The sequence below is a fragment of the Pseudomonas sichuanensis genome, from assembly GCF_024749065.1.
Classification (GTDB): domain Bacteria; phylum Pseudomonadota; class Gammaproteobacteria; order Pseudomonadales; family Pseudomonadaceae; genus Aquipseudomonas; species Aquipseudomonas sichuanensis.
In genome coordinates this window covers 2,029,970-2,056,244 of sequence record NZ_CP087185.1, presented here as the reverse complement: position 1 = coordinate 2,056,244, position 26,275 = coordinate 2,029,970, and the positions used below count along the sequence as shown (strand labels likewise).

At 64.1% G+C, this 26,275-nt stretch carries 27 protein-coding genes; 10 read left to right on the top strand and 17 right to left on the bottom strand.

All coding sequences use genetic code 11. From position 1 onward, the window contains the following. Positions 1 to 344: 344 nt before the first annotated feature. Positions 345 to 1,130 carry a sulfite exporter TauE/SafE family protein gene (locus tag LOY51_RS09605; RefSeq protein ID WP_125463438.1) on the top strand — a complete coding sequence of 262 codons (786 nt, stop codon included), beginning with the start codon at positions 345 to 347 and terminating at the stop codon, positions 1,128 to 1,130. Between the two features lie 12 nt (positions 1,131 to 1,142). On the opposite strand, the gene LOY51_RS09600 is transcribed toward LOY51_RS09605, so the two are convergent. Further along, positions 1,143 to 2,138, bottom strand: coding sequence for a DUF1176 domain-containing protein (locus tag LOY51_RS09600; RefSeq protein WP_258645922.1), 996 nt, complete (start codon positions 2,136 to 2,138; stop codon positions 1,143 to 1,145). A 202-nt stretch (positions 2,139 to 2,340) separates the two neighbouring features. On the opposite strand from LOY51_RS09600, the gene LOY51_RS09595 reads away from it, so the two are divergent. From LOY51_RS09595 to LOY51_RS09585, 3 genes are all read left to right on the top strand, one after another. Next, complete coding sequence (locus LOY51_RS09595) at positions 2,341 to 2,934, top strand: biliverdin-producing heme oxygenase (protein ID WP_258645920.1); 594 nt, start codon at positions 2,341 to 2,343, stop codon at positions 2,932 to 2,934. A 144-nt stretch (positions 2,935 to 3,078) separates the two neighbouring features. Beyond that, positions 3,079 to 3,399, top strand: coding sequence for a transcriptional regulator (locus LOY51_RS09590; RefSeq protein WP_190306046.1), 321 nt, complete (start codon positions 3,079 to 3,081; stop codon positions 3,397 to 3,399). Then, positions 3,386 to 3,700 carry a helix-turn-helix domain-containing protein gene (locus tag LOY51_RS09585; protein ID WP_125858096.1) on the top strand — a complete coding sequence of 105 codons (315 nt, stop codon included), beginning with the start codon at positions 3,386 to 3,388 and terminating at the stop codon, positions 3,698 to 3,700. Before LOY51_RS09590 ends, LOY51_RS09585 begins: the two co-directional genes overlap by 14 nt. A gap of 105 nt (positions 3,701 to 3,805) precedes the next feature. On the opposite strand, the gene LOY51_RS09580 is transcribed toward LOY51_RS09585, so the two are convergent. Further along, positions 3,806 to 4,105 carry a hypothetical protein gene (locus LOY51_RS09580; protein WP_125858095.1) on the bottom strand — a complete coding sequence of 100 codons (300 nt, stop codon included), beginning with the start codon at positions 4,103 to 4,105 and terminating at the stop codon, positions 3,806 to 3,808. Positions 4,106 to 4,705: 600 nt separating this feature from the next. Here LOY51_RS09580 and LOY51_RS09575 point away from each other — a divergent pair. From LOY51_RS09575 to LOY51_RS09560, 4 genes are all read left to right on the top strand, one after another. Next, a complete protein-coding gene (locus tag LOY51_RS09575; RefSeq protein WP_125858094.1) occupies positions 4,706 to 4,990 on the top strand; it encodes a hypothetical protein in 285 nt (94 codons plus the stop codon). A gap of 3 nt (positions 4,991 to 4,993) precedes the next feature. Further along, positions 4,994 to 5,440 (top strand): PIN domain-containing protein, encoded by a 447-nt coding sequence (locus LOY51_RS09570; RefSeq protein WP_125858093.1) that lies wholly within the window; start codon positions 4,994 to 4,996, stop codon positions 5,438 to 5,440. A 163-nt stretch (positions 5,441 to 5,603) separates the two neighbouring features. Next, entirely contained in the window at positions 5,604 to 7,544 is a 1,941-nt protein-coding gene (locus tag LOY51_RS09565) for a methyl-accepting chemotaxis protein (protein ID WP_125858092.1), read from the top strand. A 93-nt stretch (positions 7,545 to 7,637) separates the two neighbouring features. Then, positions 7,638 to 8,810 carry an MFS transporter gene (locus LOY51_RS09560; RefSeq protein ID WP_258645918.1) on the top strand — a complete coding sequence of 391 codons (1,173 nt, stop codon included), beginning with the start codon at positions 7,638 to 7,640 and terminating at the stop codon, positions 8,808 to 8,810. Between the two features lie 95 nt (positions 8,811 to 8,905). Here the strand turns inward: LOY51_RS09560 and LOY51_RS09555 are convergent, their stop codons facing one another. The 13 genes from LOY51_RS09555 to LOY51_RS09495 all read right to left on the bottom strand — a co-directional run bounded on the left by LOY51_RS09555 (position 8,906) and on the right by LOY51_RS09495 (position 21,942). Then, on the bottom strand, positions 8,906 to 10,723 hold the full coding sequence (locus LOY51_RS09555; protein WP_125858090.1) for an ABC transporter ATP-binding protein/permease: 1,818 nt from the start codon (positions 10,721 to 10,723) through the stop codon (positions 8,906 to 8,908). Positions 10,724 to 10,898: 175 nt separating this feature from the next. Further along, positions 10,899 to 11,102 (bottom strand): formate dehydrogenase subunit delta, encoded by a 204-nt coding sequence (locus LOY51_RS09550; protein ID WP_125463428.1) that lies wholly within the window; start codon positions 11,100 to 11,102, stop codon positions 10,899 to 10,901. After that, entirely contained in the window at positions 11,099 to 13,984 is a 2,886-nt protein-coding gene (gene fdhF, locus LOY51_RS09545; RefSeq protein WP_125858089.1) for a formate dehydrogenase subunit alpha, read from the bottom strand. Before fdhF ends, LOY51_RS09550 begins: the two co-directional genes overlap by 4 nt. Beyond that, complete coding sequence (locus LOY51_RS09540) at positions 13,981 to 15,525, bottom strand: formate dehydrogenase beta subunit (protein ID WP_258645917.1); 1,545 nt, start codon at positions 15,523 to 15,525, stop codon at positions 13,981 to 13,983. The genes fdhF and LOY51_RS09540 overlap by 4 nt, the downstream gene beginning before the upstream one ends. Next, the gene (locus tag LOY51_RS09535; RefSeq protein ID WP_110996094.1) at positions 15,519 to 16,004 is read right to left on the bottom strand and encodes a formate dehydrogenase subunit gamma; all 486 of its coding nucleotides are present in this window, start codon (positions 16,002 to 16,004) and stop codon (positions 15,519 to 15,521) included. Before LOY51_RS09535 ends, LOY51_RS09540 begins: the two co-directional genes overlap by 7 nt. Before the next feature lie 321 nt (positions 16,005 to 16,325). Further along, a complete protein-coding gene (locus LOY51_RS09530; RefSeq protein WP_125463424.1) occupies positions 16,326 to 17,483 on the bottom strand; it encodes a glutathionylspermidine synthase family protein in 1,158 nt (385 codons plus the stop codon). A 2-nt stretch (positions 17,484 to 17,485) separates the two neighbouring features. Next, complete coding sequence (locus tag LOY51_RS09525) at positions 17,486 to 18,238, bottom strand: DUF1190 domain-containing protein (RefSeq protein ID WP_125858086.1); 753 nt, start codon at positions 18,236 to 18,238, stop codon at positions 17,486 to 17,488. A 25-nt stretch (positions 18,239 to 18,263) separates the two neighbouring features. Further along, positions 18,264 to 18,689, bottom strand: a complete 426-nt coding sequence (locus LOY51_RS09520) for a DUF350 domain-containing protein (protein ID WP_125463422.1) — start codon at positions 18,687 to 18,689, stop codon at positions 18,264 to 18,266. 12 nt (positions 18,690 to 18,701) lie between these two features. Next, positions 18,702 to 19,358, bottom strand: coding sequence for a DUF2491 family protein (locus LOY51_RS09515; protein ID WP_258645915.1), 657 nt, complete (start codon positions 19,356 to 19,358; stop codon positions 18,702 to 18,704). A 218-nt stretch (positions 19,359 to 19,576) separates the two neighbouring features. Next, entirely contained in the window at positions 19,577 to 20,278 is a 702-nt protein-coding gene (locus tag LOY51_RS09510) for a PspA/IM30 family protein (protein ID WP_125463421.1), read from the bottom strand. Positions 20,279 to 20,294: 16 nt separating this feature from the next. Continuing rightward, positions 20,295 to 20,909, bottom strand: coding sequence for a YjfI family protein (locus LOY51_RS09505; RefSeq protein WP_125858084.1), 615 nt, complete (start codon positions 20,907 to 20,909; stop codon positions 20,295 to 20,297). 98 nt (positions 20,910 to 21,007) lie between these two features. Next, positions 21,008 to 21,640 (bottom strand): hypothetical protein, encoded by a 633-nt coding sequence (locus tag LOY51_RS09500; protein WP_258645912.1) that lies wholly within the window; start codon positions 21,638 to 21,640, stop codon positions 21,008 to 21,010. Between the two features lie 11 nt (positions 21,641 to 21,651). Continuing rightward, positions 21,652 to 21,942: a hypothetical protein gene (locus LOY51_RS09495; RefSeq protein WP_258645910.1), complete on the bottom strand. Its 291-nt coding sequence runs from the start codon at positions 21,940 to 21,942 to the stop codon at positions 21,652 to 21,654. 456 nt (positions 21,943 to 22,398) lie between these two features. Between LOY51_RS09495 and LOY51_RS09490 the strand changes: the two genes are divergently transcribed. Beyond that, a complete protein-coding gene (locus LOY51_RS09490) occupies positions 22,399 to 24,492 on the top strand; it encodes an acyltransferase family protein (RefSeq protein ID WP_189654531.1) in 2,094 nt (697 codons plus the stop codon). Between the two features lie 57 nt (positions 24,493 to 24,549). Here the strand turns inward: LOY51_RS09490 and LOY51_RS09485 are convergent, their stop codons facing one another. Both LOY51_RS09485 and LOY51_RS09480 read right to left on the bottom strand, forming a co-directional pair. Next, positions 24,550 to 25,191 (bottom strand): DUF1109 domain-containing protein, encoded by a 642-nt coding sequence (locus LOY51_RS09485; protein ID WP_258645904.1) that lies wholly within the window; start codon positions 25,189 to 25,191, stop codon positions 24,550 to 24,552. Further along, positions 25,178 to 25,765, bottom strand: coding sequence for a sigma-70 family RNA polymerase sigma factor (locus tag LOY51_RS09480; protein ID WP_258645901.1), 588 nt, complete (start codon positions 25,763 to 25,765; stop codon positions 25,178 to 25,180). The genes LOY51_RS09485 and LOY51_RS09480 overlap by 14 nt, the downstream gene beginning before the upstream one ends. A 214-nt stretch (positions 25,766 to 25,979) precedes the next feature. On the opposite strand from LOY51_RS09480, the gene LOY51_RS09475 reads away from it, so the two are divergent. Next, positions 25,980 to 26,267, top strand: a complete 288-nt coding sequence (locus LOY51_RS09475; RefSeq protein ID WP_125463414.1) for a BufA1 family periplasmic bufferin-type metallophore — start codon at positions 25,980 to 25,982, stop codon at positions 26,265 to 26,267. Positions 26,268 to 26,275: the final 8 nt, after the last annotated feature.

Sequence of the window (26,275 nt, the reverse complement as noted above, 5' to 3'; positions counted from 1 at the left end):
GGGTCAAGCCCGCTCCCACAGGGATCGCGCATGGCGCAAGGTCGATGCAGGAGCTTGACGGTGGTGATAACGGATCGCCAGGCTGTGGGAGCGGGTTCACCCGCGAAGCAGCCAACGCGTTGCATGGCACCGGCTGCGCCGGTGTTCGCGGGTCAAGCCCGCTCCCACAGGGATCGCGCATGGCTTGAGGTCGATGCGGTCGAGGTGGGGCCAGTGCAGGCGACACAGGACAGTTGCCTCTCAAACGCGGTTATAACCTAATAACGAACAAGTCTATTTGGCTATAAAAAAATCTATATGCTGGCTTCCATCCGATCACGGGCAAGCTGGGCGTCGAGTAGCGTATGGATGTAGGTTCTTTCGGTTTCACCATTGCGGGACTGGTTGTGGGCTTCATCGTCGGCATGACCGGCGTTGGCGGCGGCTCGTTGATGACCCCGATCCTGCTGTGGTTCGGCATCAACCCGGCCACCGCCGTGGGTACCGACCTGCTGTATGCCGCCATCACCAAGGCCAGCGGCGTCTGGGTGCACGGGCGCAACAAGAACATCGACTGGAAGATCACCGGCTGGCTGAGCCTGGGCAGCGTACCCGCCGCAGCGCTTACCCTGTGGTTCCTCAGCACCCTGCACACCGACACCTCGGCGCTCAACGCCATCATCAAGCAAGGCCTGGCCGTGGTGCTGATCCTCACGGCCCTGGCGATCCTGTTCAAGTCGCGCCTGCAGGCCTTTGCCAGCAAGCATGCCGGTGACCACTACCACCTCAGCGACCGCACCCTCAACATCCTCACCGTCGTGACCGGCGTGATCCTGGGCATTATGGTCACCCTGACCTCGATCGGCGCCGGTGCGCTGGGCACCGTGGCCCTGTTCCTGCTGTATCCGTTCCTGGTCACCCGCCGCCTGGTGGGCACCGAGATCGCCCACGCCGTGCCGCTGACCCTGGTCGCCGGCCTCGGCCATGCCAGCATGGGCAACATGGACTGGTCGCTGCTGGGCTACCTGCTGCTGGGTTCGCTGCCGGGCATCTACCTGGGCAGCCACCTCACCGGGCGCATCTCGGACCGCGTGCTGCGCCCTTGCCTGGCGGCCATGCTGCTGCTGATCGGCTACAAACTGGCGTTCTGAGCCGAGAACGGGCTACTCCTGAGTGCGCCACAGCACCGGCCAGTAGTCCGGCCCCAACCCCACGCAGCGCTCCATCCGCAGCAGCCGGGTCAAGCGCATGCGCTGGCCGTCGAAACGCCAGAACTCTTCCGTGCCGCAGCTGCCGGGGTAATCGTTCTTGGCGTAGCTGTACAACTCACCGGTCCTCTGGTTGATGCTGATGTGGTCGCGGGTCAGGCTGTTGACCGGGCTGGCCGGCACCTCGAAGGCCATCGGCGCCAGTGCGTAGGGCGCTGATCGCGCCACCTGGTACAGCGCGTACTGGCAGTTGAAGTCGTTGCAGTTGTAACTCAGCAGCGCCAGCGCCTGGCGGTCGTTCAGCGCATGCACCTCAAGCTCAGGCGGCACATCGTATTCGTTCTTCAACTGATCCTGGGCAGCGGCCCTGGCCATCACCACCTGGGTGATGCCAGCCTGCTCTGCTTCGCTCAATGCTGGTCGCGCAACGAAGGCGGGGGCCTTGGGCGCTGGCAATGTAGGCAACTGCGCATCTTCGACCGTATCGCCCGGGCGAACCAGGGCGCTGGGGTGACCGACGCGCCCCTGCACGGAGTCAATCAGCAGCAAGGCCGCACTCAGGCCCTGCAACGAGCTCTCCCGCTCCTGATGAGGGGTGTCGTCCACCAGCTTTTGCCCGTTGCGCAACTGGCGCAGGACAGCATAGGCATCCGCGCCGTCCACCTCCAACTGGGTCTCGGCGTGGCGGGTGATACGCCAGGCGGCCATCAATGGCTGGCCGTCGAGCAGAGGTTCGCCAGACCAGTCGGTACTGCCCAACAGCGTCAGGTGCAAAGCACCCGTGGCCCCTGCTTCGCGCTGCACGCGAATGAAAATGCGCGACTGCTCCGAGTGATCGGCCAGCACTGCGGTGCAGTAGCGGGTATTGTCGCAGCCCACCACCCAGTCCTTGATTTCGCGGTATAGCGGTACCGCTTCGGGGGCCGCGGCCGCAAGGCCTGGGGTTGCCATTAAAAGGCCCAGGGCCCAGCCGTTCCGTGTTGTTGCGCGCATCATGCCGCCTTCCTGTCATGCCGTTGAAAGCCCCGCTCCGGGGGCGCGCCATGATTGCAGATACAGCGCACAGTTCAAGCGCCTTGAACCTGGATCCAATAGTGGTTTTCCCGTGGACGGGCTGGCACTATCGTCCGCTGTCGATTGCCAGAGCTCCCCCATGTCCGATCCTGCAAGCCCTTTGCTGCAAGCCCTGCGCGAGGGCACCCGAGCCTGCCACAAGGGGCTTGAACAGCGTCTTCCGTTTTTCAGCGACAGCTTCGACTTGCCTGCCTATCAGCGCCTGATCGAGGCCTACTACGGCTTCCACGCCCCGCTGGAAGCTGCACTCGCCGGCTACCAGGGCGTCGAGCGCAACAAAGCCCCGGCTCTCGTCCGTGACCTGTTCGCACTTGGCCTCGACGCAGCCCAGATCGATGCCCTGCCCCAATGTGGTGCCCTGCCGCTGATCGACAGCGAGGCCAGTGCCTTGGGGGTGATGTACGTGCTTGAAGGTTCGACGCTTGGCGGGCAGGTGCTCAAGCGCGCCATGGCCGAGCGCCTGGGCGTCGGGGCCGAAAGCGGCGCTGCCTTTTTCGACGTGTACGGGCCGTTGACCGGGACGCACTGGCGCAGCTTCCTCGCCCGCCTGGCAGAGGCCTCGCTGCCACCGGCCGCGCTGACCTGTTCGGTACACGCCGCGCTTGCGACGTTCGAGCGTTTTGAGCAATGGCTCGAGGAGCGAGGTGTTTTGCTCCGTCAGACGGTGGCGTGAACAGGGGCGAGGCTGCGCGTTTGCAAGAGTGACGGCTAACTGATCCCACTCAGCATGTCACCGCAATTACTCGAAACAACCATCTGCTTCAGAATCTCGACAAGGCACAGCAGAATCCCTACGTCAAAGACGTAGGGATGCGCTATGCTGACGATCATTGAATCTGCGCTTTTCACCAAGCTTTGGCCAGACTACTGGACCGAAGACGAACACGGCGCATTCATGCAGTACCTTGCAAACAATCCGAATGTCGGATCGGTTATCCCTGGTTCAGGGGGGTGTCGCAAGGTCCGCTGGGGCATGGAAGGCCAAGGTAAACGTGGGGCTGTACGGGTGGTCTACACCGTCCAGCTGGCCAATGGAGTCCTGATAACACTGCTGATTTACGGCAAGAGCGCTACAGAGAATATCCCCGCGCATATGCTGCGCAAGATCGCGAAGGAACTGAACCATGCCCCTGACTGAAAAAGAACTGATGCAGCGAGATGCCACACGCAACATTGGCGAAGAACTGCTCCAGTCAATTCGAGATGTCAACGCCGGGCATTATGGCGCCGTTCATCACGTAGATATCAGCGAAGCTGCCGAAGCACGGAACAGAACCGGGCTCTCGCAAATTAAGTTCGCTGAACTGCTAGGCGTCTCCGTGCGCACATTGCAAGAATGGGAACAGGGCAGACGCACCCCCTCAGGTGCAGCACGTTCGTTACTCCATATCGCATCTGCGCGACCAGATGTATTCCGAGAAGTCCTGCAAAATCGCTGACTAACGCTAAATAGCGACGGCCAGGGGCGTTTGATTAACGAAAGTCAGGACGTCTATTCCAAGTGCACCGCGCAAAGGCCGCAACGCGGCCTTTGTCGCAGATTTTCAGCCGCGCTCTATCCCTTCCAGTACTGCCGAAGACAACGCCAGCCCTTTTTCCAGCGAGTTCTCCGTTGCCACCAGCAGGCTGCGCAACGGTTCTTCGGCTTTTTCCAGCGCCAGGGCGTTGGTTTCATAGGCCGCCTGCAAGGCCGCCACGGCGCAGACCAGCGCGTCCTCGCCATCGATGCCGGCGCGAACCGAGAACATCGGGGGATGGGCGTCGTGGCAGGTGCCGAAATGGGCGTGGGCCGTGGTTGGGCGCGGGGGAATGGGCCGGGAGGTTCCGGCTGGGGCGTGGTTCATCGGTGAACCTCCCGGAGCCAGGTGTGGGGTGGATCGGGCACGATTTTCAGCATGGTCAGCACTCCTACATAGCCATGAAAAGCTGCCTGAATCCGCTTGCACTCGGAAAGTTGGAGGCAGCTGCGCGCAGGTGTGCAAGACCGAGATGTAGGAACCCGGCAGGTCCGAAGACCTCCCACGCGCAGCCACCATAAGCGGCTTGCGAGCGAATTCGCCTTGATCAAACAGCGGCGTATTCTTCGCACTACATCTGCGGGCTTGCACACCCGGTCGTTGAAGTGACAACGACCCGGCGAGACTAAGGAGCTCGGCTGACGAGAACAACCGCCGAAAGGCCGCAAAATCATGCTTGGGAAATACCCTACGTGAAATAAGGAAAGTCCTAAGAATTCTCCTTAAAACCAATCACTTGCGTAATCACCGCGATTTCATTCGATGGAACATGCACTTACAGCTTGCCGCTTGCTCCTGCCTGGATATCGCCCTAGCGTGCAGTCTCTTCCCCTCACAGCGCTGCGTGCTCCCATGTGCCAGAATCCACTCCTACAGCCTGTCTGCCTCCCACTCTTGGCCCCGAGGCATCCAACAAGAGCAGCCACCATGATTGAGTTCGATCACGCCATCGGCATTGCCGCCGAAAACCTGCACAAGCTGGTCGCCAGCGCCATGCATGTGCAACTCGAGGAAGCGTTGCTCTCCCCCGACGAGAGCACTTACCACATCACCTACAGCTACCAACTCGACCCGGCCCCCCTCAACGTCGACGCCGACAGCACTTCACCCCTGCGCCAGCTGGCGAAGATCATGGGTACTCGCCGCGAGCACAAGGTGTTTCTCATCGATGCGGCCAGCGGCAAGTTCAAGGGTTTCAGGAACAAGGAGTGATGAATGGCCAGGAAGCTGATCATCGACACCAACCTGCTCCTGCTGCTGGTAATCGGCAGCCTGGAAGGTGGCAGGTTCATCCGGGTGTCAAAACGCCTGAAGAAGTTCGCTGACGCGGACTACCAGAAGGTCCTGGCGATCATCGCCGAGCACGACGAAGTTCACATCACCCCTTACATCGCCACCGAAATCTCCAACCTGATCGACCTCACTGGCCTCGCCTACCATTCGGCCCTCGCCGTCGCCGGCCAGCTGTTCTCGATGTTCCGCCAGGTCGAGTCGGACATCCATACCGACAGCTGTGGCGAGCACTTCCTGCGCTTCGGTATCACCGACAACTCTCTCATCCAACTGGCATCCGACTATTTCATCCTGACCGATGATCACCGGATGCTCGGCCCGCTGTTCGCCAGCCAACCCGCCAACATCATCCCCTACACCCTCGCCTGACCCCCGCCTGACTCAAAGATCAAAACAATTACTTGATTTTTTGTACACGAATATTTCGTCAAAGGTTTATATTCCGACCCACCTGAACAGCAAAGATAGCAAGTGGCCATCAGACAGATACAACGGCCATGTGCACCTTCACTCTCACGGATGGGCGTCACGCATGAAGATAAAGAACAAGCTGGTCCTGGCCTTCGTACTGGTGGCTTTTATCCCGGTGGCGCTGGTCGGCGGCATTTCGGTGCTGAACATCCGCAGTGAAGCGGTGGAGCAGTTCCTCGATGGCAGTACCCGGGAAATCCGCCAGATCGACGGCAACATGCGGCAATTTTTCGACGGCACTCTGCAGAATGTCGATCAAATGGCCAAGGATCCTGTATACACCTCGGTCGCCTCACTCAAGAACTACACTGCCGCCGATGCGGCCAGCCAGCCCCTGCCGCCGGCCGCGCAGCAGGTCATCGACGCCTTCGCCCGCTATGGCACCACCCACCCGGCGGCGGCGATCCTGTCCATCGGCCTGGAAGACGGCAGCTACGCCAAGTGGCCGGACGACCCGCAACTGGCCAAGTACGACCCGCGCACCCGCCCCTGGTACAAGGCCGCCATGGCCAGCCCGGACAAGACCGTGCGCACCGCCGCCTACTACTACGACAAGGACGATGTGGCCCTGGTCGGCACCGCCCGGGCGCTGCTCGACGAAACCGGCAAGGCCAAGGGCGTATTCGTGGTCAGCGTCTCACTGAAAAACCTCACCGAGCTGGTCAAGAGCATCAAGCTCGGCGACAGCGGCTACGTGATGCTGATCGAAGACGGCACGGTGCTGGTCGACCCGCGCGATGCCTCGCACAGCTTCAAACAGCTCAAGGACCTCGGCGCGCCCTACGCACAGCTGGCCGCCACCGCACAGGGCTCCACCGAGGTGGTGATCGATGGCGTGCGCTACATGGCCAACGTATGGACCTCCCCGGGCCTTGGCTGGCGCTTCATCGGCTTGATCGAATACGACGAAGTCATGGCCGCGGCCACGCGCATGACCTACGTCACCACCGTCATCGTGATGCTGCTGGCGCTGGTGTTCGCCCTGGTGGCCGCGGCCTTCTCGCGGGTGATCGTCAAGCCCATCGGCCAGGTCAGCCTGGGCCTGCAGTCGATCGCCGAAGGCGAAGGCGACCTGCGCCGCGACTTGCAGATCCAGGGCAAGGACGAAACCGCCGAACTGGCCGGTTGGTTCAACAAGTTCCTGGCCGCCATCCGCCAGCTGATCCAGCGCATCGGCGCCGCGTCGAACAACCTGCAGCAGGCCTCGAAGGCCAACAGCACCATGGCCGACGACATGAACGAAGCCGCCGGGCGCCAGCGCGAGGCGGTGGAGCTGGTATCCACTGCGTTCAACGAGATGGTCGCCACCGCCAACGAAGTGGCGCGCTCATGCAGCAGCGCCGCCGATGCCGCCGAACAGGGCCATCGCCGAGTGGCCGAAGGCAAGCAGCAGATCGAGCAGACCACCGACAACGTCAACCGCCTGGGCCGCCGCCTGAGCGAATCATCCCAGGCCATGGTCGAACTGGAAGCCGGCAGCCGCAGCATCAACCAGATCCTCGGCACCATCCGCGCCATCGCCGAGCAGACCAACCTGCTGGCCCTCAACGCTGCCATCGAAGCCGCACGGGCCGGTGACCAGGGCCGCGGTTTCGCCGTGGTCGCCGATGAAGTGCGGGCACTGGCCAAGCGCACCGCCGACTCCACCGGCGAGATCGACCAGTTGCTCAATACCCTCGGCGACAAGACCCAGGAGGTCTCGCAGAAGATGGAAAGCTGCCTGGACCTGTCGCGCGCCAGCGTGTCGTCGATCGAGCATGCGCGGGACAGCTTCGAAGGCATCCAGCTGTCGGTGAACGAGATCCGCGACCAGAACCTGCAGATTTCCGCCGCCGCCGAGGAGCAGCACAGCGTGGCCGAAGAGATCAACCGGCACATCCAGCAGATCTACGACGAAGCACGGCTGGTGGAAGGGCTGGCCAGCTCGGCGCAGTCGGACTCCGGGCGGCTGGCGCTGCTGTCGGATGAGCTGAACGGTCTGGTAGGGCGGTTCAAGTCGTAAGGCGTCATGGGGGCGGCGGTGCGCCGATGCGACCTGCTCCGCGAAAGGGCCGGCATTGTCTACAGTGATCTCGAAGCCCTGCGCGAGATCACCATGCCCCACCTACCCCTCCCCCGCAGCGTCTGGGCCTTGGGCTTCGTCTCTCTGTTCATGGACATCTCTTCGGAGATGATCCACGCCCTGCTGCCGCTGTACATGGTTGGCGTACTCGGCACGTCGGTGCTGGCGGTTGGACTGATCGAAGGCATCGCCGAAGCCACGGCATCGATCACCAAGGTGTTCTCCGGCGCCCTCAGCGACCGCTTGGGCAAGCGCAAGCTGCTCACCGTGCTCGGCTATGGCCTGGCGGCCATGACCAAGCCCGTGTTCCCCCTGGCTTCGGGGCTTGAGTGGTTGACTGCAGCCCGCTTCGTCGACCGCATCGGCAAAGGCATACGTGGCGCCCCGCGTGATGCATTGATTGCCGACGTTACCCCAGCCGCGTTGCGCGGGGCGGCATTCGGCCTGCGCCAGGCACTGGATACGGTCGGCGCGTTCATCGGGCCGCTGCTGGCCATCCTGTTGATGTGGCTGACGGCGAGCCATTTCCAGACGGTGTTCTGGGTTGCCGTGATACCGGCCGTGCTGGCCGTCTGCGTCCTGCTGGCCTTCGTCCACGAGCCTGAAGACCGTGGCGTGCCCAGGCCCGTGCGCTCGCCCTTGGCATTGCCCGAACTGGCACGCCTGGGGCGCGGCTACTGGCGGCTGATCCTCCTGGCCACGTGCTTTGCCCTGGCCCGTTTCAGTGAGGCTTTCCTGCTGCTACGCGGCCAGGCGCTGGGGCTGCCGGCATTGTGGGCGCCAGCGGTGCTGGTGGCCATGGCGCTGGCGTTCTCACTGTCGGCCTACCCCGCCGGGGTGCTGTCGGATCGGCTCGGACGACGCGGCGTGCTGATGGTCGGGCTGGGCTTGCTGGTATTGGCCGACCTCTCGCTGGCGCTGCTGCCGAACGGGCTTGGATTGGCGTTGGGCGTGAGTTTGTGGGGGCTGCACATGGGGTTCAGCCAAGGGGTGTTCAGCGCGTTGATCGCCGACAGCGCGCCAGCCGACCTGCGCGGCACGGCGTTCGGGCTGTTCAACTTGCTGACCGGGGTGGCGCTGCTGGTGGCCAGTGCACTGGCCGGAGGGTTGTGGGATTGGCTGGGGTATCAGGCGACGTTTCTGGTGGGTGGGGCTTTTGCGCTGGCCACTTTGGCGGGTGTATGGAAATGCCAGATCCAGCCCTGAAAGGGCCGCTCGGGGCCGTCGCCGACGAGCCGCCCCCCACAATGAACTTGCACGTTCGCTGTAGGAGCGGTCTGAAGGCATTGAGGGCCGCGGATCTAAGCCGGCTCCTCGACCACCGGCTGCTGCTCGAACAACGACCACCCACCCTGCCCGTCCACTTCCAGCCGGTGGGTATGGAACGCCGCCAGGGTGCTGCGGTGCCCGACGCTGACCAGCAACGTCTCGGGCATCTCGCTGCGCAGCAACGCATACAGCCCATGCTCCAGCCCCTCGTCCATCGCCGAGGTCGACTCATCGAGGAACACCACCTGGGGCTGGTTGAACAGCACCCGGGCGAACGCCAGGCGTTGCTGCTCGCCCACCGAAAGAATCCGTGACCAGTCGCACTGCACGTCGAGGCGTTCGGCCAGGTGGGCCAGGTTGACCTGGCGCAGCGCCTGCTGCATACGCGCATCGTCCTCGGGCCTGCCGTCTGCCGGATAAGCGATGGCCGTGCGCAGATCGCCCAAGGGCAGGTACGGGCGCTGGGAAAGGAACAGCGCCTGGTGCCCCAGTGGCCGCCGGACCTCGCCTTCGGCATAGGGCCACAGCCCGGCCAGGGCGCGCAGCAAGGTGGTCTTGCCACTGCCCGAAGGCCCCTTGATCAGCAGCGCCTGGCCGGCCTGCAGGTGCAGGTCGAGGTTGGCGATCAGGGCATGGCCGTCCGGGCGCAGCACCTGCAGCCCGGTGATGGCCAATGCTTTGGGCAAGCCGTCGGTGTCGACCTTGGGCAAGGCACTGGCCTGCTGGTTGGCATCAAGGAAGCCGGTCAGACGGTCGAGGGTGGCGCGGTAGCTGGCGAAGGTGTCGTAGGACTCGCGGAAGAACGACAGCGAATCCTGCACCTGGCCGAAGGCTTGGGCAGTCTGCATCACGTCGCCCAGTTTGATCGCACCGCTGAAGAAGCGCGGCGCCTGGAGGATGAACGGGAAGACCACCGCGACCTGGCTGACGCCCAGGTTGAAACCGCTGAATTTCAGGTTCCGGAACACCAGCGCCCAAGCGTTGCCGATCAAGGCGAAGAAGCGGCCGAGCAGCGTGCCGCGCTCAACCTGCGCGCCCTGGTAGAAGGCGATGTTCTCGGCGTTTTCGCGCAGGCGCATCAGCGCGTAACGGAAGTTGGCGGTGAGCTTTTCGTTGAGGAAGTTCAGGCGGATCAGTGGCTGCCCGAGGCGGAAGGCGATCCAGGTGGCGATCAGCACATACACATACACGGCGAACACCATCGCCCGTGGCACTTCGACCCCCGCCACCGCCAGCGGCGCCGACAGCCCCCAGAGAATCCCGGTGAAGGCCACCAGCGAGACCACTGCGCTGACCGCGCCAAGCGCCAACGACACGGAGCCGGTGACGAAGGCGTTCACATCCAGCTCGATACGCTGGTCGGGGTTGTCCACCGGTTCGGCGAGGAATTGCCCGCGGTAATAGGCATCGCCGTGCATCCAGTCGGCGCTCAGGCGCTCGGTGAGCCAGACCCGCCAATGGATGTTGAACGCCTGGGTGACGTAGAAGGCGAACAGCGAACGCAGCACATGAATGGCGGCAAGCACCGCGAACACCCCCAGCATGTACCAGAACGCTGCCTGGTCCAGGGCCTGCAGCGCGCTGTAGAAGCCGTTGTACCAGAACGAGAACAGCACGTTCAGGCGTACCGAGAACAGGGTCAGCACCAGCAGCAGGGCAAATGCCAGCAACGGCCGCCAGCTGCGTTGAATGCTGAAGTAGGGCCCGGCAAGCTGCCAGAACTGGCGGCCCCAGCGGGTGTAGCGCACGGCCAGCGTGGCGGCGGCGGTGAAGCAGACGAGGGTGATGCCAGTGGCAATTGCCAGCCAGCTCAGGCTGTCTTGCAGGGCCTGGTGCCAGTTCATGTCCATGGTGGGTTTCCGTGACAGTGTTTTCGCGAGCGTAGCATTCGCTTGCGAATAGCCTCACGTATATGACGGACATTTCATTTTTTGCCTGTCACGGCCTCTTCGCGGGGCAAGCCCGCTCCCACGCTGTTGCTCGTGGGAGCGGGCTTGCCCCGCGAAGAGGCCGCACCATCAATCGCTAGGCCAGCGCCTCGCGCACTTTCGGATCAAGCCCCTCCCCCGCATGGGCCTCGATCCACTCCCCCAACTGCCTGCGCATCGCCGGGGTCCAGAAGCTCTGCAGGTGCTGGCGCACGCCCTGCACCGCCTTGTCCCGGTCCGGCTCGCTGTCGAAGTAGTGGGCGATCTGGTTGGCCATCTTCACCAGGTTGTCGCTGCTCATCGGCGTACCTCCGCCTTTTCCTTGCCTTGCGCCTGACGTCGCTCGTCGAGCAGGCGCCGCTGTTCGTCACTGAAGCTCTGGTAGCGCTTCTGCCATTCCGACGGCTGGAACACCTTCACCACCTCCACTGCGGTGACTTTGTACTCGGGGCAGTTGGTGGCCCAGTCGGAATTGTCGGTGGTGATCACGTTGGCGCCGGACTCGGGGAAGTGGAAGGTGGTGTACACCACCCCCGCCGCCACCCGAGCGCTGACCCTGGCACGCAGCACGCTCTGCCCCGCACGGCTGCCCACGCCGACCCAGTCGCCGTCGCTGATGCCGCGGCTCTCGGCGTCGCTGGGGTGGATCTCCAGGCGGTCCTCGGCGTGCCAGGCAACGTTGTCGGTACGCCGGGTCTGCGCACCGACGTTGTACTGGCTGAGGATGCGCCCGGTAGTCAGCAGCAGCGGGTAGCGGTTGTTGACCTTCTCGTCGGTGGGCACATAACCGGTGAGCATGAAGCGGCCCTTGCCGCGTACGAACTGGTCGATGTGCATGGTCGGGGTGCCATCGGGGGCGGCGTCGTTGCACGGCCACTGCAGGCTGCCGTGGCGGTCGATCTCGCTGTAGCTGACGCGGTGGAAGGTCGGCGTCAGGCGGGCGATTTCGTCCATGATCTCGGACGGGTGGCGGTACTGCATCGGGTAACCCAGGGCGTTGGCCAGGGCCATGGTGGCTTCCCAGTCAGCCTTGCCGGCCAACGGTTCCATCACTTTGCGTACCCGCGAGATGCGCCGTTCGGCGTTGGTGAAGGTCCCGTCCTTTTCCAGGAACGAACTGCCCGGCAGGAACACATGGGCAAACTTGGCCGTTTCGTTGAGGAAGATGTCCTGCACCACCACGCACTCCATCGCCAGCAAGGCCGCGGTGACGTGCTGGGTGTTGGGGTCGCTCTGGGCGATGTCCTCACCCTGGCAGTACAACGCCTTGAAGCTGCCATCGAGCGCGGCCTCGAACATGTTGGGGATGCGCAGCCCGGGGTCGGGTTGCAGGGTCACGCCCCAGGCCTGTTCGAACTCGCTGCGCACACTGGCGTTGGAGATATGCCGGTAGCCGGGCAGCTCATGGGGGAACGAGCCCATGTCGCAGGAACCCTGCACGTTGTTCTGCCCGCGCAGCGGGTTCACCCCTACCCCTTCACGGCCGATGTTGCCGGTGGCCATGGCCAGGTTGGCGATGCCCATCACCGCGGTGCTGCCCTGGCTGTGCTCGGTCACGCCCAGGCCGTAGTAGATCGCCGCGTTGCCGCCGGTGGCGTACAGCCGGGCGGCGGCGCGGATCTGCTCGGCGGGCACGCCGCACACCGGGCCAAGCAGCTCCGGGGCGTTGTCGGGCAGGGCAACGAAATCGCGCCAGCGGGCAAAGTCCTCGGTCTCGCAGCGGGCATCGATGAAGCGCTGGTCGAGCAGGCCTTCGCTGACGATTACATGGGCCAGGGCGTTGAGCATGGCCACGTTGGTGCCCGGGCGCAGTTGCAGGTGCAGCTCGGCACGGGCATGGGGCGAGTCGACCAGGTCGATGCGCCGTGGGTCGATGACGATCAGCCGCGCGCCCTGACGCAAGCGGCGCTTGAGCTGCGAGCCGAACACCGGGTGGGCGTCGGTGGGGTTGGCGCCGATCACCAGCACCACGTCGGCCTGCATCACCGAGTCGAAACTCTGGGTGCCGGCGGATTCGCCGAGGGTTTGTTTGAGGCCGTAGCCGGTCGGTGAGTGACAGACCCGCGCGCAGGTGTCGACGTTGTTGTTGCCGAACGCGGTGCGCACCAGCTTCTGCACCAGGTACGCCTCTTCATTGGTGCAGCGGCTGGAGGTGATGCCGCCGATGGAGTCGCGCCCGTACTTGAGCTGGATGCGGCGCAGCTCGCTGGCGGCATAGGTCACCGCCTCGTCCCAGCTGACCTCTTGCCAGGGGTCTTGCAGACGCTTGCGGATCATCGGCTTGGTGATGCGGTCGGGGTGAGTGGCGTAGCCCCAGGCGAATCGGCCCTTGACGCAGGCGTGACCGTGGTTGGCGCCGCCCTGCTTGTCCGGGACCATGCGCACCAACTGGTCGCCCTTCATCTCGGCGCGGAACGAGCAGCCCACACCGCAATAGGCACAGGTGGTGATCACCGCGCGCTCGGGCTGGCCGAGCTGGACCAGGCTTTTTTCGCTGAGGGTCGCGGTCGGGCAGGCCTGCACGCAGGCGCCGCAGGAGACGCATTCGGAGCTGAGAAAATCGGCGCCACCGGCGGCCGCCACCCGCGAGTCGAAACCGCGCCCGGTGATGGTCAGGGCGAAGGTGCCCTGGATGTCTTCGCAGGCGCGCACGCAGCGGCTGCAGACGATGCACTTGCTGGGTTCGTAGTCGAAGTACGGGTTGGACACGTCCTTTTGTTCATTCAGGTGGTTGTCGCCGTCATAGCCGTAGCGCACCTCGCGCAGACCGACCTGGCCGGCGACGGTCTGCAGCTCGCAATTGCCGTTGGCCGAGCAGGTCAGGCAGTCCAGTGGGTGGTCGGAAATGTACAGCTCCATCACATTGCGCCGCAGGTCGGCCAGGCGCGGGGTTTGCGTGCGCACCACCATGCCCTCGTTGACCGGCGTGGTGCACGACGCCGGGTAGCCGCGCATGCCGTCGATCTCGACCATGCACATGCGGCACGAGCCGAAGGCTTCGAGGCTGTCGGTGGCACACAGTTTTGGGATGGTGGTGCCGAGCAGCGCGGCGGCGCGCATCACCGAGGTGCCGGCCGGCACACTGATCGAACGGCCATCGATGACCAGGCTGACCTGCACGTCGCTGACACGCTCGGGGGTACCCAGGTCGATATCGCTGCTGGGGTCGAAGTAGTTGATCATTGCGCGGCCTCCAGGCCGAAATCGGCGGGGAAGTGCTTGAGGGCGCTGGCCACCGGATACGAGGTCATCCCGCCCATGGCGCACAGCGAACCGTATTGCATCGTGTCGCAAAGGTCGCGCAGCAGTCCGGCCTGGCTTTCGCGCATGGCTGGGTCGGTGCTGGCGATCAGCCGGTCGACCACCTCGACGCCGCGGGTCGAACCGATCCGGCATGGCGTGCACTTGCCGCACGACTCTTCGGCGCAGAACTGCAGGGCGAAGCGCGCCATGCTGGCCATGTTCAGGGTGTCGTCGGCCAGCACCACGCCGCCGTGGCCAAGCATCGCGCCCATGGCGGCAAAGGCCTCGTAGTCCAGCGGCGTGTCGAACTGGGCCGGCGGCACCCAGGCGCCCAGCGGGCCACCCACTTGCGCGGCCTTGATCGGCCGGCCGCTGGCGGTACCGCCGCCGTAGCCTTCCACCAGCTCGCGTAGGGTGAGACCGAACGCCCGCTCCACCAGGCCGCCGTGGCGAATATTGCCGGCCAGCTGGAACGGCAAGGTGCCCAGCGAGCGGCCCATGCCGAAGTCGCGATAGTACGCAGCACCCTTGGCCAGGATGATCGGAATCGAGGCCAGGGTGAGCACGTTGTGCACCAGCGTCGGCAGGCCGAACAGCCCCTCCAGCGCTGGCAACGGGGGCTTGGCGCGGACGATGCCGCGCTTGCCTTCGAGGGATTCGAGCAGTGCGGTTTCCTCGCCGCAAATATAGGCGCCCGCCCCGACCCGCACCTCCAGGTCGAAGGCCACAGCTTTGCCGGCGACGTCCAGGTAACCGGCTTCGCGGGCCAGCAAGATCGCCTCGTTCAGGGCGCGGATGGCATCCGGGTACTCCGAGCGCACATAGATGTAGCCTTTGCTCGCCCCGACGGCGAGCCCGGCGATGATCATGCCCTCGATCAGCAGGAAGGGGTCGCCCTCCATCAGCATGCGGTCGGCGAAAGTGCCGGAGTCACCCTCGTCGGCATTGCACACCACGTATTTCTGCACGGCCTGGGCCTGGCGCACGGTGCGCCACTTGATGCCCGCCGGGAAGGCCGCGCCGCCCCGGCCACGCAGGCCGGACTCAAGCACGGCGTCGACCACCTCGTCGCCTTCCATCAGCGTTGCCCGGCGCAGGCCCTCGAAGCCACCGTTGGCGTGGTAGTCGTCCAGCGACAACGGCCGGGTGATGCCCGCGCGGGCAAACAGCAGGCGTTGCTGGGTTTTCAGGTAAGGGATCTGCTCGACCAGGCCCAGTGCCAGGGCATGGCTTGGCTCGCCTGTGGCCAGGGCGTCGAGCAAGCCCGGCACGTCTTCGACCGAGACCGGCCCGAAACCCAGGCGGCCGGCGTCGCTTTCCAGCTCGACCAACGGCTCCAGCCAGTACAGGCCACGCGAACTGGTGCGCTGGATGCGCAGTGGCAGCTGGCGACGTTCGGCCTCGCGGGCCAGCGCCTCGGCCACCTGATCGGCGCCGACGGCGCGGGCCACCGAATCACAGGGAATGCACAGGTTCAACATGCCTTCACCTCCTCACGGCAGCCATCCACCAGCGCCCGCAAGCGCTCGGGGGTGAGCCGGGCATGCAACTGGCCATCGAGCTCAAGCGCCGGCGAACAGGCACAAGCGCCCAGGCAGTAGACCGGGCGCAGGCTCAACGCGCCGTCGGCGCTGGTGCCGTGGTCGTCCAGGCCAAGCTGTTCGCGCAACTGTGCGGCCAGCGCCTCGGCGCCGCGGCTCTGGCAGGACTCGGCGCGGCACAGGCGCAGCGTGTGCCGGGCAGGCGGTGTGGTGCGAAAGTCGTGGTAGAAGCTGATGACCCCGCGCACCTCGGCCAGGCTGAGGTTGAGGGCATGGGCGATTTCATTGATGGCGATGTCGGGGATATAGCCGACGCCGGCCTGGATGGCGTGGAGGATTGGCAACAAGGCGCCGGGAGTGTCCTTCTCACGGGCCAGGACGCGCTGGATCAGGGGCAGGTGGTTCAACTCATCAGGCATACAGCAAACCTCGGCAACCCGGGCCACCCCGAAACATGAGCAGTACCCGGCGGTGTTCAGCTGCGGTGCGCGGCCACGTCACGGTGACGATGTGCCGGGCACCCTCCTTGCCTGAGGCCGAGCGTCTAGGTGCGCGCGGTCCGAAGGCATCTCCAGAGCATGGCAGCTATTGCGCGAAGAGGTTGTGCGCGGGCGACCCGGCGCGTCCTGAAACCGACCATTGGAGGGGCCATCATCGGCGGGCAATCGCAACGTTGTGATCAGCCCGCTCCCCCGTTGACGAGGCTTGCTACGTAGTTCTCTACGCGACAGCGCAGCCGGTCAGTCCACGACCACATGCGGCAGGAACCGCGAGCTGTCCTTGGTGATCAGGGTGTCGTCTTCACGAATGCCGATGCCCGAGGCCAGATCACCGACCACCCACGAACCGATCAAGGTGTAGCTGTCGCCGAACTTCGGCAAAGGCGCGAAACCTTGCAGGATATAGGGTGCATCGTCGTAGGGCCCATCCTCGAACACCCGCTGGTCATCGGTGGTGCGAATGTCCACATTGGCCCCCTCGCGGGAGAAATACGGCTTGCGCACCCAGCCCTTGGGCACCGGCCGCCGGGGGTCTTCATCGAGGAAGGCTGGCAACAGGTTCGGATGGCCCTCGTGCCACTCCCACAACAACGGCAGGATGCCCTTGTTGGAAATCAGCGACTTCCACGCTGGCTCGACGAACTGGGTATCACAACCGGCGATGGCCTGGCCGAAATCCTCGTGGAAGATATGCTCCCAGGCGTGCAGCTTGAACAGGCGCGGGATTGGTCGGCCTTCGAGGTCGACGAAACGCCCCTCGTCGTTCAGACCGATATCCTCCAGGTCGATATGTCGGGTGCTGATACCCACGTGCCCGGCCATCTTGCGCAGGAAATCCGTGGTGCCGCGGTCCTCGATCGAGCCGCCGATGGCCGAGAAGTAGAACGGGCTTTCACATTCGAAGGCCGCAAAAGCCCGCACCAGGTCTTCAGCCAGGGTGTTGAACTGGCTGGCATGGGCCGGCAGCACGCCGCGCTCAATCTGCTGCTCAAGCCAGATCAGCTGGAACGCCGCCGCCTCGTACAGCGAGGTCGGCGTGTCGTAGTTGGCCTCGATCAGCTTGGCCGGGCCCGTGCCGTCGTAGCTGAAGTCGAAACGCCCGTAGAGGTGCGGATGCCCCTCCTTCCACGAACGACGCACCAGGTCGAAAAACGCCGGCGCAATCGCCAGGCGGGTCATCAGCGCTTCGCTGTCGACAATGCGCGCCACCGCGTCCAGGCACATCGCGTGCAGCTCCTGGGTGGGCGCCTCCAGGTCACGGCTGACCTGGGCCTCACTGAACTGGTAGTAACCGCGCTCATCCCAGTAGCGCTCGCCGTCGATGGTGTGAAAGGCGAAGCCTTCGCGCTCGGCGGTGGTGCGCCAGTCCGGGCGTTCGTCGCAGTGGACCTTGCGCATGCTCAACCGCCGAAACTGAAGCCGCCGCTGCTCTTGCCGCCCCAGCCGCTGCGCGCAGTGGCCTGGCTGCCGAAGCCGCCACGGGAGATCGACGAGGACACGCTGGAGCGGGTCGAGTTTCTGGACTTGTAGCTGCTACCGCTGGAGCTGCCGGAGTAGTAGCTGCTGTAGCTGCCGCCGCTCTGCTGGGCCTGGTCGGAGCGCTCGAAGCGTTTGCCTTGGTCGATCTGCTGGCCGAGGGTGGTGGTGCGGTAGTCGCCGCGGCTGTCGCGATACTGGTAGACCGGCTGCGAGTAGTACTGGCGATTACCGCCGCTGAGCACCTGGCCGAGCAGCAGGCCGGCGAGCAGGCCATTGAAGTTGCTGCCACCACTGACAGCCTGGCCACTGCTCTCGACCTGGGTGCGAGCCGCGTCGACCTGCGACTGGCTCACCTCGCCCGACACCGCCAGCTCGAAACCGCCAAGGCGCGGCATGTAGCGGTTGTCGCTGGTGACCTGGCAGTAGTCCGGCACGAAATCGGCCTCGCACGCCGCCTTGTCGCCATAGGTCGGCGCGACCCGACGGTGATCGGCCAACGCCTCCATATAAGCATCGGAACACACGTCCACCGGCACCTTGTCATCGACACAGGCCTGGACGGTGGTGTAGTTGCTGCGCTTGCTGACCGTGTAGGTTTCCTCGGGCGCGCTGCACGCGGTAAGCGCCAGCGGCAGGGAGCTGGCCAGCACCAGCTTGACGGAACTGCGTCTCATGTATGGCTCCTTGCGCGCAAACGGCTCAGACCGACGGGGTCATGCAGGCCGAATTGAGAAAGCCCACGCTGATCGCCACGGCGGCGGCATAGATCGCGGCGGCCATCTCGCCCTTGGCGATGCGGCTGGCCAACCCCTTGAGCACCAGGCTGGTGATGGCAAAGGCCAACAGTTGCACCACGGCAGCGATCACCACCCAGACCACGAAGTCGAGCAGGCCGACGCTGTAGGCGATGATGTTGCTGGCCGGCAGCGAGAAGCCGATCAGCGCGCCGCCCAAGGCGATAGCGGCGGCGCTGTTATTGTCGCGGATCAGGGCGAATTCGCGATGCGGGGTGAGGTGCGTGTAGATGAACTGGAACAGCCAGAACAGCACCAGCGCCACGCTGATGTAGAGAATGAAGCCGATCACTGCCTGGGCGTTGAGCGACATGCGAAGTGCGTCGAGCATGGTGAATCCTTGTCAGATGACGTTGAAGTCCGTTGATTGCAGGGTGACACCCACCGAAGTGGTCAGGCTGACATTGCCGTCCTCGTCTTCCTCCACCGACAGCAGGAGGAATTCGCGGCGATCGGTCAGGCCGGTTTCGCGGGCATACAGCATCGACAGGTGCTGGATGCGGTAGCTGGTCTCGGGGCTGGTGACCCACTCGCTGATCGGCGTGAGCTCGGTCTGCCCCTCTTCGCTGCCCCACTGGCGAACGAACTCGTAGCCTTCGTGCTCGTAGTACGGCAGGCCGATGTTCGACTCGGGGCCGACCAGGCGCTTGAGCTCCGCGTCGCTGGTGACCGGCACCACGCTGTAGTAACCGAACAGGATGATGTCACGGACATCGTCAGCGGACGCGCCGTTCATCACCACCTGCAGCCAGTAGTCCTCGTCTTCCATATAGAAGCGCGTCAGGCGCACAGACTGGCCGAGGTCAACCTCACCAATCGCCCAGACCACTTCCTGCTCGGGAACCTCCAGTTCGCAATGCCCGTCGAGCAGTAGTTTGAGCGAGCGATCAAGCTTGAGCATGCGCCCACTGCCCAGGCCGAAGGGCAGGTTGCCTTGAGCATGACTGCTGGCGGCAGGTTTGGGGGCTTCGAAGCCCATGAAGCGTTTCAACCAACCCACGGGGCATCTCCTGGGTGAGAGGGTGACGGATCAGGAGCCAGTACTGGAGCTGTAGCAAACAGGCTGGGCCTGTCGGCAGAAGTCGACATTGAAAATCCCTTGGGTCGCGGCAGTCCTTTGGCGGGGGCGACACGATACTGCTTTTCGTGTGCCCCGCCAACGGGTCTGCAACAGGGTTTTCGCGCCTGCCCCGCGATGAGGCCGGCCCACTCAACGAATCACTCCGCCGGCTTGGCCGCCTTGGCCTTCAAGCGTGCCAGCACATCGTCGGCACCACTGTTGCTGGCACCGATCCCAGCCGACTTCAGGCGTGCTTCCAGATCGCTGCCGTCAGCCTTGCCCGCCAGCTCCGCCGCCGCTTCCAGCTCGGCGGCACGCTCGGCCTGGCGCTTCTTGATGCGATCCAGCGACCCGACCGCCGTTTCCAGGCTGCCATTGGCGCCGCCGGTGGCCGACGCCGCACTGACCTGGGCACGCTGCACGCTTTCGCGAGCCTTGACCAGATCCACCTGTTGCTTGAGGCCCTTGATCTGCGCCTCGGTCTTGTTCACGGTGGCGGTCAGGGTCGTCACCGACGCACCGAACTGGTCGGCCAGCGCCTGCTCGCTGTCACGCTGGTTGGTCAGGTCGGCGATGCGCGCCGCGCATTCGTGGGCCAGGCCCTCCTCGCCCTTGTCCAGCGCGGCAATGGCCTTCTGCTCCCAGTCGCCGATGGTCTTGTCGAACTCGGTGATGCGCTGCTGCGCGGTCTTGTGCTTGGCCATGATCTTGACCAACTGGTTGCGCGCATCGATCAGGTTGTTGTCCGCGTCGCGGATCTCCTGGTCGAGGATACGCAGGGCCTGGGAGTCGACGATCGCCTCACCGACTTCCGAAGCGCCGCCACGCAGGGCGGTGACGATCTTTCTCAACAAACTCATGATGCAATCTCCGGAATCAGTGGGTGAAGTAGTCTTCGAAATCTTCGGCGGCGGTGATGACGTTGTCGGCCAGGGTGTGGATCTCCTGGACGATGTTGTCCAACGACGAGGCCGCGCTCAGGGCGCCGAACATGGTGTACACCGACTCGCCCGAGGGCAGCGTGTGCAGGCCGATGGACGACAGCGGGAACACGTCGCGGGTACGCAGCACCGCATCGTTGAATGCAGCGCGGTCTTTCACCTGACTGGCTTCCACCAGCAGCGTGTCGACCAGGATCTGCTCACCGGCCACGGCGATGTACAGCGGCAGGCCGTCCAGTTCGTTCATCACCAGCTTGAGGCTGGGCTCGGCGCCCTGTTGCAGGGACAGGCCGATCGACCCGCCGCGCACCTCGTCCAGGCCTTGCAGGGCGCCGTGCAGCGTTTCGATCGTCCAGTGGGTGTGCTCGGTCATGAAATCCTCCGTTCTGACCTGTTTGCCCGCGTGGGGCTGACGTAAAGCCTTCTCGATACCGCGCAGGGCGGCGGCGTGTTCAGGCAGGATCCACAGCTCACGCTTGACCAGGCCCGCAGCCTTGAGCCGGGCGCGCATGTCACGCATGTAGTCGGTGGAGCTTTTCTTGCCTGTCATCGAAGGGGGTGTCCTTGTCTCACATGTGATGCACGTTACGCCTGGATCATGAGCTCCGCAAGCCTCACATGTGATGAATCAGGCTCACCCGACCCGACCTAACCCGCCAGCCGCGTCAGTCGCTGCAGCGCCTCGATCACCTGCGGATCACGCGCCTCGAGGACATCCAACTGGATTCTTGCGATCACCGCCTTTAGCAGCTCGGTCTGACTCATCCGGGTTTGCCCCAGCAGCATCAGGAAGTCCTCGGCCATGTGCACGTTGACCTTCATCGACAATCGCCGCGTGGCTCCGGACGCCGGCAACCCCCTCTGACGCCGCTGCGCGTCGAGTGCCTGGACGAAGGCCTCGTGGCCGGGCTGCAGACCCGCCCCCTGGCGGGCCTGCACCAGCCAATGGAAATAATGGGCGAGGAACAGCTTGCGCAAGTGCGCCCCCGCCTCGCTGCTGACCGCTTGCATCGCCGCGTCGAGCACATCGAGATACACCGCCGGCAGCCGCGCCTCGATAGACTTGAGCTGCTGCTTGCGCGCCTCGCGGATTGCCGGGGTGGACTGCGGCGGGATGGCGACCACCGTATCGCAGCCATCGCACACGCCCACCAGAATGTCCCGTGCCACGCCTTGCCCATCACTGAACGGCACGTCACGGCGCAGGTAACGCGTGGTTACCACGGCCTGGCAATGCTCGCAGAGCGCCTTGCCGGTATCGCCTTCGAAAAGAATTGTCATCGCCTGGATACTCACTGATGAACGCTGATGAACCAGGTGTCTGGCTCGAGAAAATAGAACTTGATGTACCAACCGTGCCACCTGATCAGGTGAACTTCGACCGATGCCACGGTGTGATGGGGGCTGCTGCGGTAATGGGTGCCGTTGCAGGCGAGGATGACGTCGATGACTTGCGCCGCCGTAACCGCTCCAGTCGCCAACAGGTTCTTCACCTCGATATCGCCGCGTGACGCATGCAGGTAATCACCTGCTTCGAGGGCTGCGATCACTGCGCGCCTCGCTGCTTTGAAGCCTTTTTGCATAGGACATCCCTGTCGATACGAAAATCATCGTACACGCCTGAGGCGAATGCCAGCTTTCCATTGCCTCAGGCGACCAGTGGCGCTCCGATAGCTTCTGCCAGAGCACACACGCGGGATTGACTATGGCTCTGCGGAGCAGCCGCTGAAGCGCGGCTGTGTAACCCGCGCTTTCACAATGTTTCCCGATGTACCAAGGCAGGTTTTCGCTAGGGCACTGGAGGCTGCCCGGGGCGTCGTCACGGCACCTGTGGCCGCCCTCGCCCATTCGCCAAGCAATTGAAATGGAATGCAATGACTAAAGGCCTGTACGATACGCGCCGGCAGCCAGGGCCCTGCCCTGGGAGACGCCTGCGCTGTTCACCATGGAAGCTGTTGTGCCCTGCGGGCCCACTCGCAGGCACGTTGCGTGCTGCCTGGATTCTGAAGGCGATTGGAAGGGAATTAAGGACTACCACTGTGTCAAACGACAAAAGCTATCCGCTCACGCCACACGATGTTTCAAACGTTCTTCCGCCCAGCGGTGCAACGACTACCCAGCCGGCCCAAGGCACCGCAAGAACAGTTGATTATCGAGCGGACATCGACGGGCTGCGCGCGATTGCCGTTCTGCTGGTCCTGGTCTTCCATGGCGGGCTCACGCTGTTCCCGTCGGGGTTCATCGGCGTCGATATCTTCTTCGTCATTTCCGGCTACCTGACCTCGTCGATCATCCTCAGGTCCATGGAAAAGGGCACGTTCACGTTCTCCGGGTTCTACGCGCGACGGATCTGGCGGCTTCAGCCAGCAGTGCTGGCCCTGCTGGTCGGTACCCTGGCCGTGGCCACCGTCCTGTACCTGCCCTATGACTATGTCAATTTCCTGAAGAGCGAAAAGTACACAAGCCTGCTGCTGTCAAACCAGTACTTCGGCAAGGCAACGGGCGGCTATGCGACGGCGGATGCCGCGACCCTGCTGCTCATGCACACCTGGTCGCTGGCCATCGAGTGGCAGTGGTACATCGTGCTGCCGCTGGGGCTGTGGCTGCTGAACCGCTCGCTGAGCAAACGCCAGCTGGGCTATGCCTGTGTGCTGTTGACGCTGCTGTCGTTCGGTGCCGCCCTGTACATTTCCAAGGCCTTCTATGGGCATGGTTACTACTTCTTCACGGCGCGCATCTTCGAACTGATGATCGGTTCCTGCGTCGCCGTGCTGGGCAACGGCAGAAAACAGCCTGGCAAGGTCATGGCCTCGGCCATCGCACTGGTTGCGATGCTGGTCATCGTCCTGACCGCCCTGCAGGTCATCCCGGTGGCGAGCTACCCGGACCACCACGCGCTGCTGGTCTGCCTGGCCACCGCCGCACTGCTGTTCGTCGGCCCCTCCAGCATCACCTCCAGGTTGCTGTCGTCCAGGCCTGTGGTATTGATCGGGTTGATCTCGTACTCGCTGTACCTGTGGCACTGGCCGATCATCGCCACCGTGAACTACCTCGGCATGGAAAAGACCCCAACGGTCATCGCCAGCTACTTCGCCCTCACCTTCGCCCTGGCAACGCTGTCCTACCTGCTGGTGGAAAAACCACTGCGCCACTCGCGCCTGGGCTTCACCAAGACCCTGGTGCTGATGCTGATCGTGCCGGCCATCGGCCTGTCGGCACTGCATGCCGCCGGGAAGAAGGCCGACGGCTGGCCCGCCCGCTTCGACTACGGTACCAACGGCGTCCTGACCCGCCTCAAGGCCGCCGAAGTGCCTCACCGTGAAAAATGCCTGGAGGGTGCCCGTGATGGCTCGGACGAGCGTTGCGCCATGGGTGACGTGCAGTCGCCAACCAAGGCGCTGCTGATCGGCGACTCGTTCTCCAACCAGGAGTGGGGTTTCATCGATACCCTGGCCAAGGACGCGAACATCTCGGTCATGGCGCAATCCTTCTCCGCTTGCCTGACCTTGCCTGGCGTCTACCTCTACGACTGGTACAAGTTCAAGGAGCTGTACGTTACCTGCCACGCGGCCAGCGCCGACTATTACCAACTGATCAAACAGAATCAGTACAAGTACGTGATGCTCGGCCAGATCTGGGAGAACTACGTGAACACCGACAGGGTGGTCAACTCCCTGGAGGACGAGCGTACCGAGGCGCTCTCCAACCAACGCCTCAAGGCCGCACTGCTTGAAGGGCTGCAGGTCATCCGTGAGGCCGGTGCCATTCCGGTAATCGTCAAGGCCAACATGCTCATGCCGGCCGACGTCAACAACTGCGTGTACCGCAACATCAAAATGCGTGGGATGTTCGGCGTCGCGGCCGAAAGCGCGCATTGCAACCAGCAACCTTGGGATGGCGTTGAAGAGCCCAAGCTCACCGCTCTGTTCAAGGCCGCGCAGGAGGCGTATCCAGAGTTGATCATCATTGATCCGAAGGATGCCCAGTGCCGGGACGGCGCCTGCCTGATGGCCATCGACGGGGTGCCGGTGTACCGCGATATCGGTCATATCACCGATTACGCCTCGTACTGGTTTGGCCAGCAGTACCTGCAGCACAAGGGCAACCCCTTCCTGCAACCTGCCCGGCAATAACCGGCCAGCAGGGCCAGCGCAAGGCTGGCCCTGCAACCTCGTGATGGGCGCAACGGGTCACCAGCGCAACAGTCGCGGGCCGATAGCCGCCCCAAAAAGTAGCGGCAACAGCATCCCCAACACATACCAGAGCCCCCAGAACTGCACGCCCATCTCCGGACAATGCAGGCAGTAGGCCAGGGTTGCCGTCGAACCGGCCAGCAATCCGCCAGCCGCTCCCGCCTGGCGCAGGCGGGTTGGCGCCAGGCCGCGCAAGGCCCAGAACACAGCGATCAGGCAGGGTAGCGACAGCAGGGCGATGTTCAAGGCACAGGTGCGCCAGGTACGGCCCAGAACCAGGTCGGCGCGGGCTTCGACAGGGGTACCGAGCAGACTGATCGCCGCGCCCAGCCAGACCAGCACCAAGGGCAGGCCAAGCAGCCCCCACAAGGCACCGCCCTTCACACCCGGCCGGGCCAGCCGCTGGGTCAACCACAACCCGAGCAGCGCCAGGCTGGCGGGCAGTGCAACCTTGGCCCAGAACAGTGGCGTGCGGATGACCTCGCCCAGGTCGCTGCGTACACCGTAGATGGCCGCTGTCATCAGCACCGCGCCGAGCAAGCCACCAAGCAGTGCAACACCCAGGCGCTTGGCCGACACGTGCCGGTCCACCGGGCCCTCGTGGCGGGCCAGCAGGTCAATCCAGTCATTGGTGTTCATGGTTACTCCTGCCTCCAATCAACCTGGCCAAGGCTTTCAGCCCTCGATGTATGCCCACCTTGACCGCCGAACTGGAGAGACCGGTGAGGCGTGCTGCTTCCTCCACCGACAACCCCTGCAACTTGACGTGCACGATGGGCAGGCGCTGACGTGCCGGCAATTGCTCGAGCAAGCGCTCAAGGTCCAGGCTGGCCTCGGCCGGCTCCGCACCGGTGCCGGCGAACAGGTCGGTGTCATCGTCCAGCGGCTCGTTGCGCGCCTCGTGGCGGGCGAAGCTGCGCAGATGATCGGCCAGCTTGTAGCGGGCTATCGCCTGCACCCAGGCTGTCAATGGCTGCTGCGCCTGGTAGGTATGGCGCGCGTTGTGCACCGCCAGCAGCACTTCCTGCACCAGGTCCTCGACCTCACTGGGGCGCCTGGCCAGGCGCCGCTGCAAAAAGCCACGCACATGCAACGCCAGAGCCGCCAGAAAATTGCGGTATGCCACTGCATCGCCCGAGAGCCCGCGCAGCAGCAAAGCCTGCAACTGTAACTCGCGCGCATTGAGCACTGCCTGAGGATTAGTTCGTTGCATTGGCCGCCTGGGTTACACCCTCGCCGCGTTTCTTTTTATCGGCCCCCTGTCGCACACCCCTGCCGTGCGAACGTCGGCCTGCCTCAATAAGGTAGGTGGCCTGCGCACATTGCGAGAAATATTTTGTAGTGGCTGTAACCCGAAGGACGAGTGCGGCGAACTAGTCCATGAGCCGCCGGTAATTCGCCACGGCCCCATCCTTTGGAGACTCGCCATGAAAGCTTTCGCCCTCACCACTGCCGCTCTTGCCCTCGCCTCGCTGGCAAGTGTCGCCATGGCCGCGGAAACCGCCCAACCCGCCGGCACCGGTGCCGCCATGGAAAAATGCTACGGCGTTGCCATGGCCGGCAAGAACGACTGCAAGGCTGGCGCCGGCACCACCTGCGCCGGCAGTGCCAAAAAAGACTATGACGGCATGCACTGGAAGAACGTCCCGGCCGGCTCCTGCACCTCGATCAAGACGCCCAACGGCATGGGCTCGCTGACCCCGATCAAGTCCTGAGTGCAGGA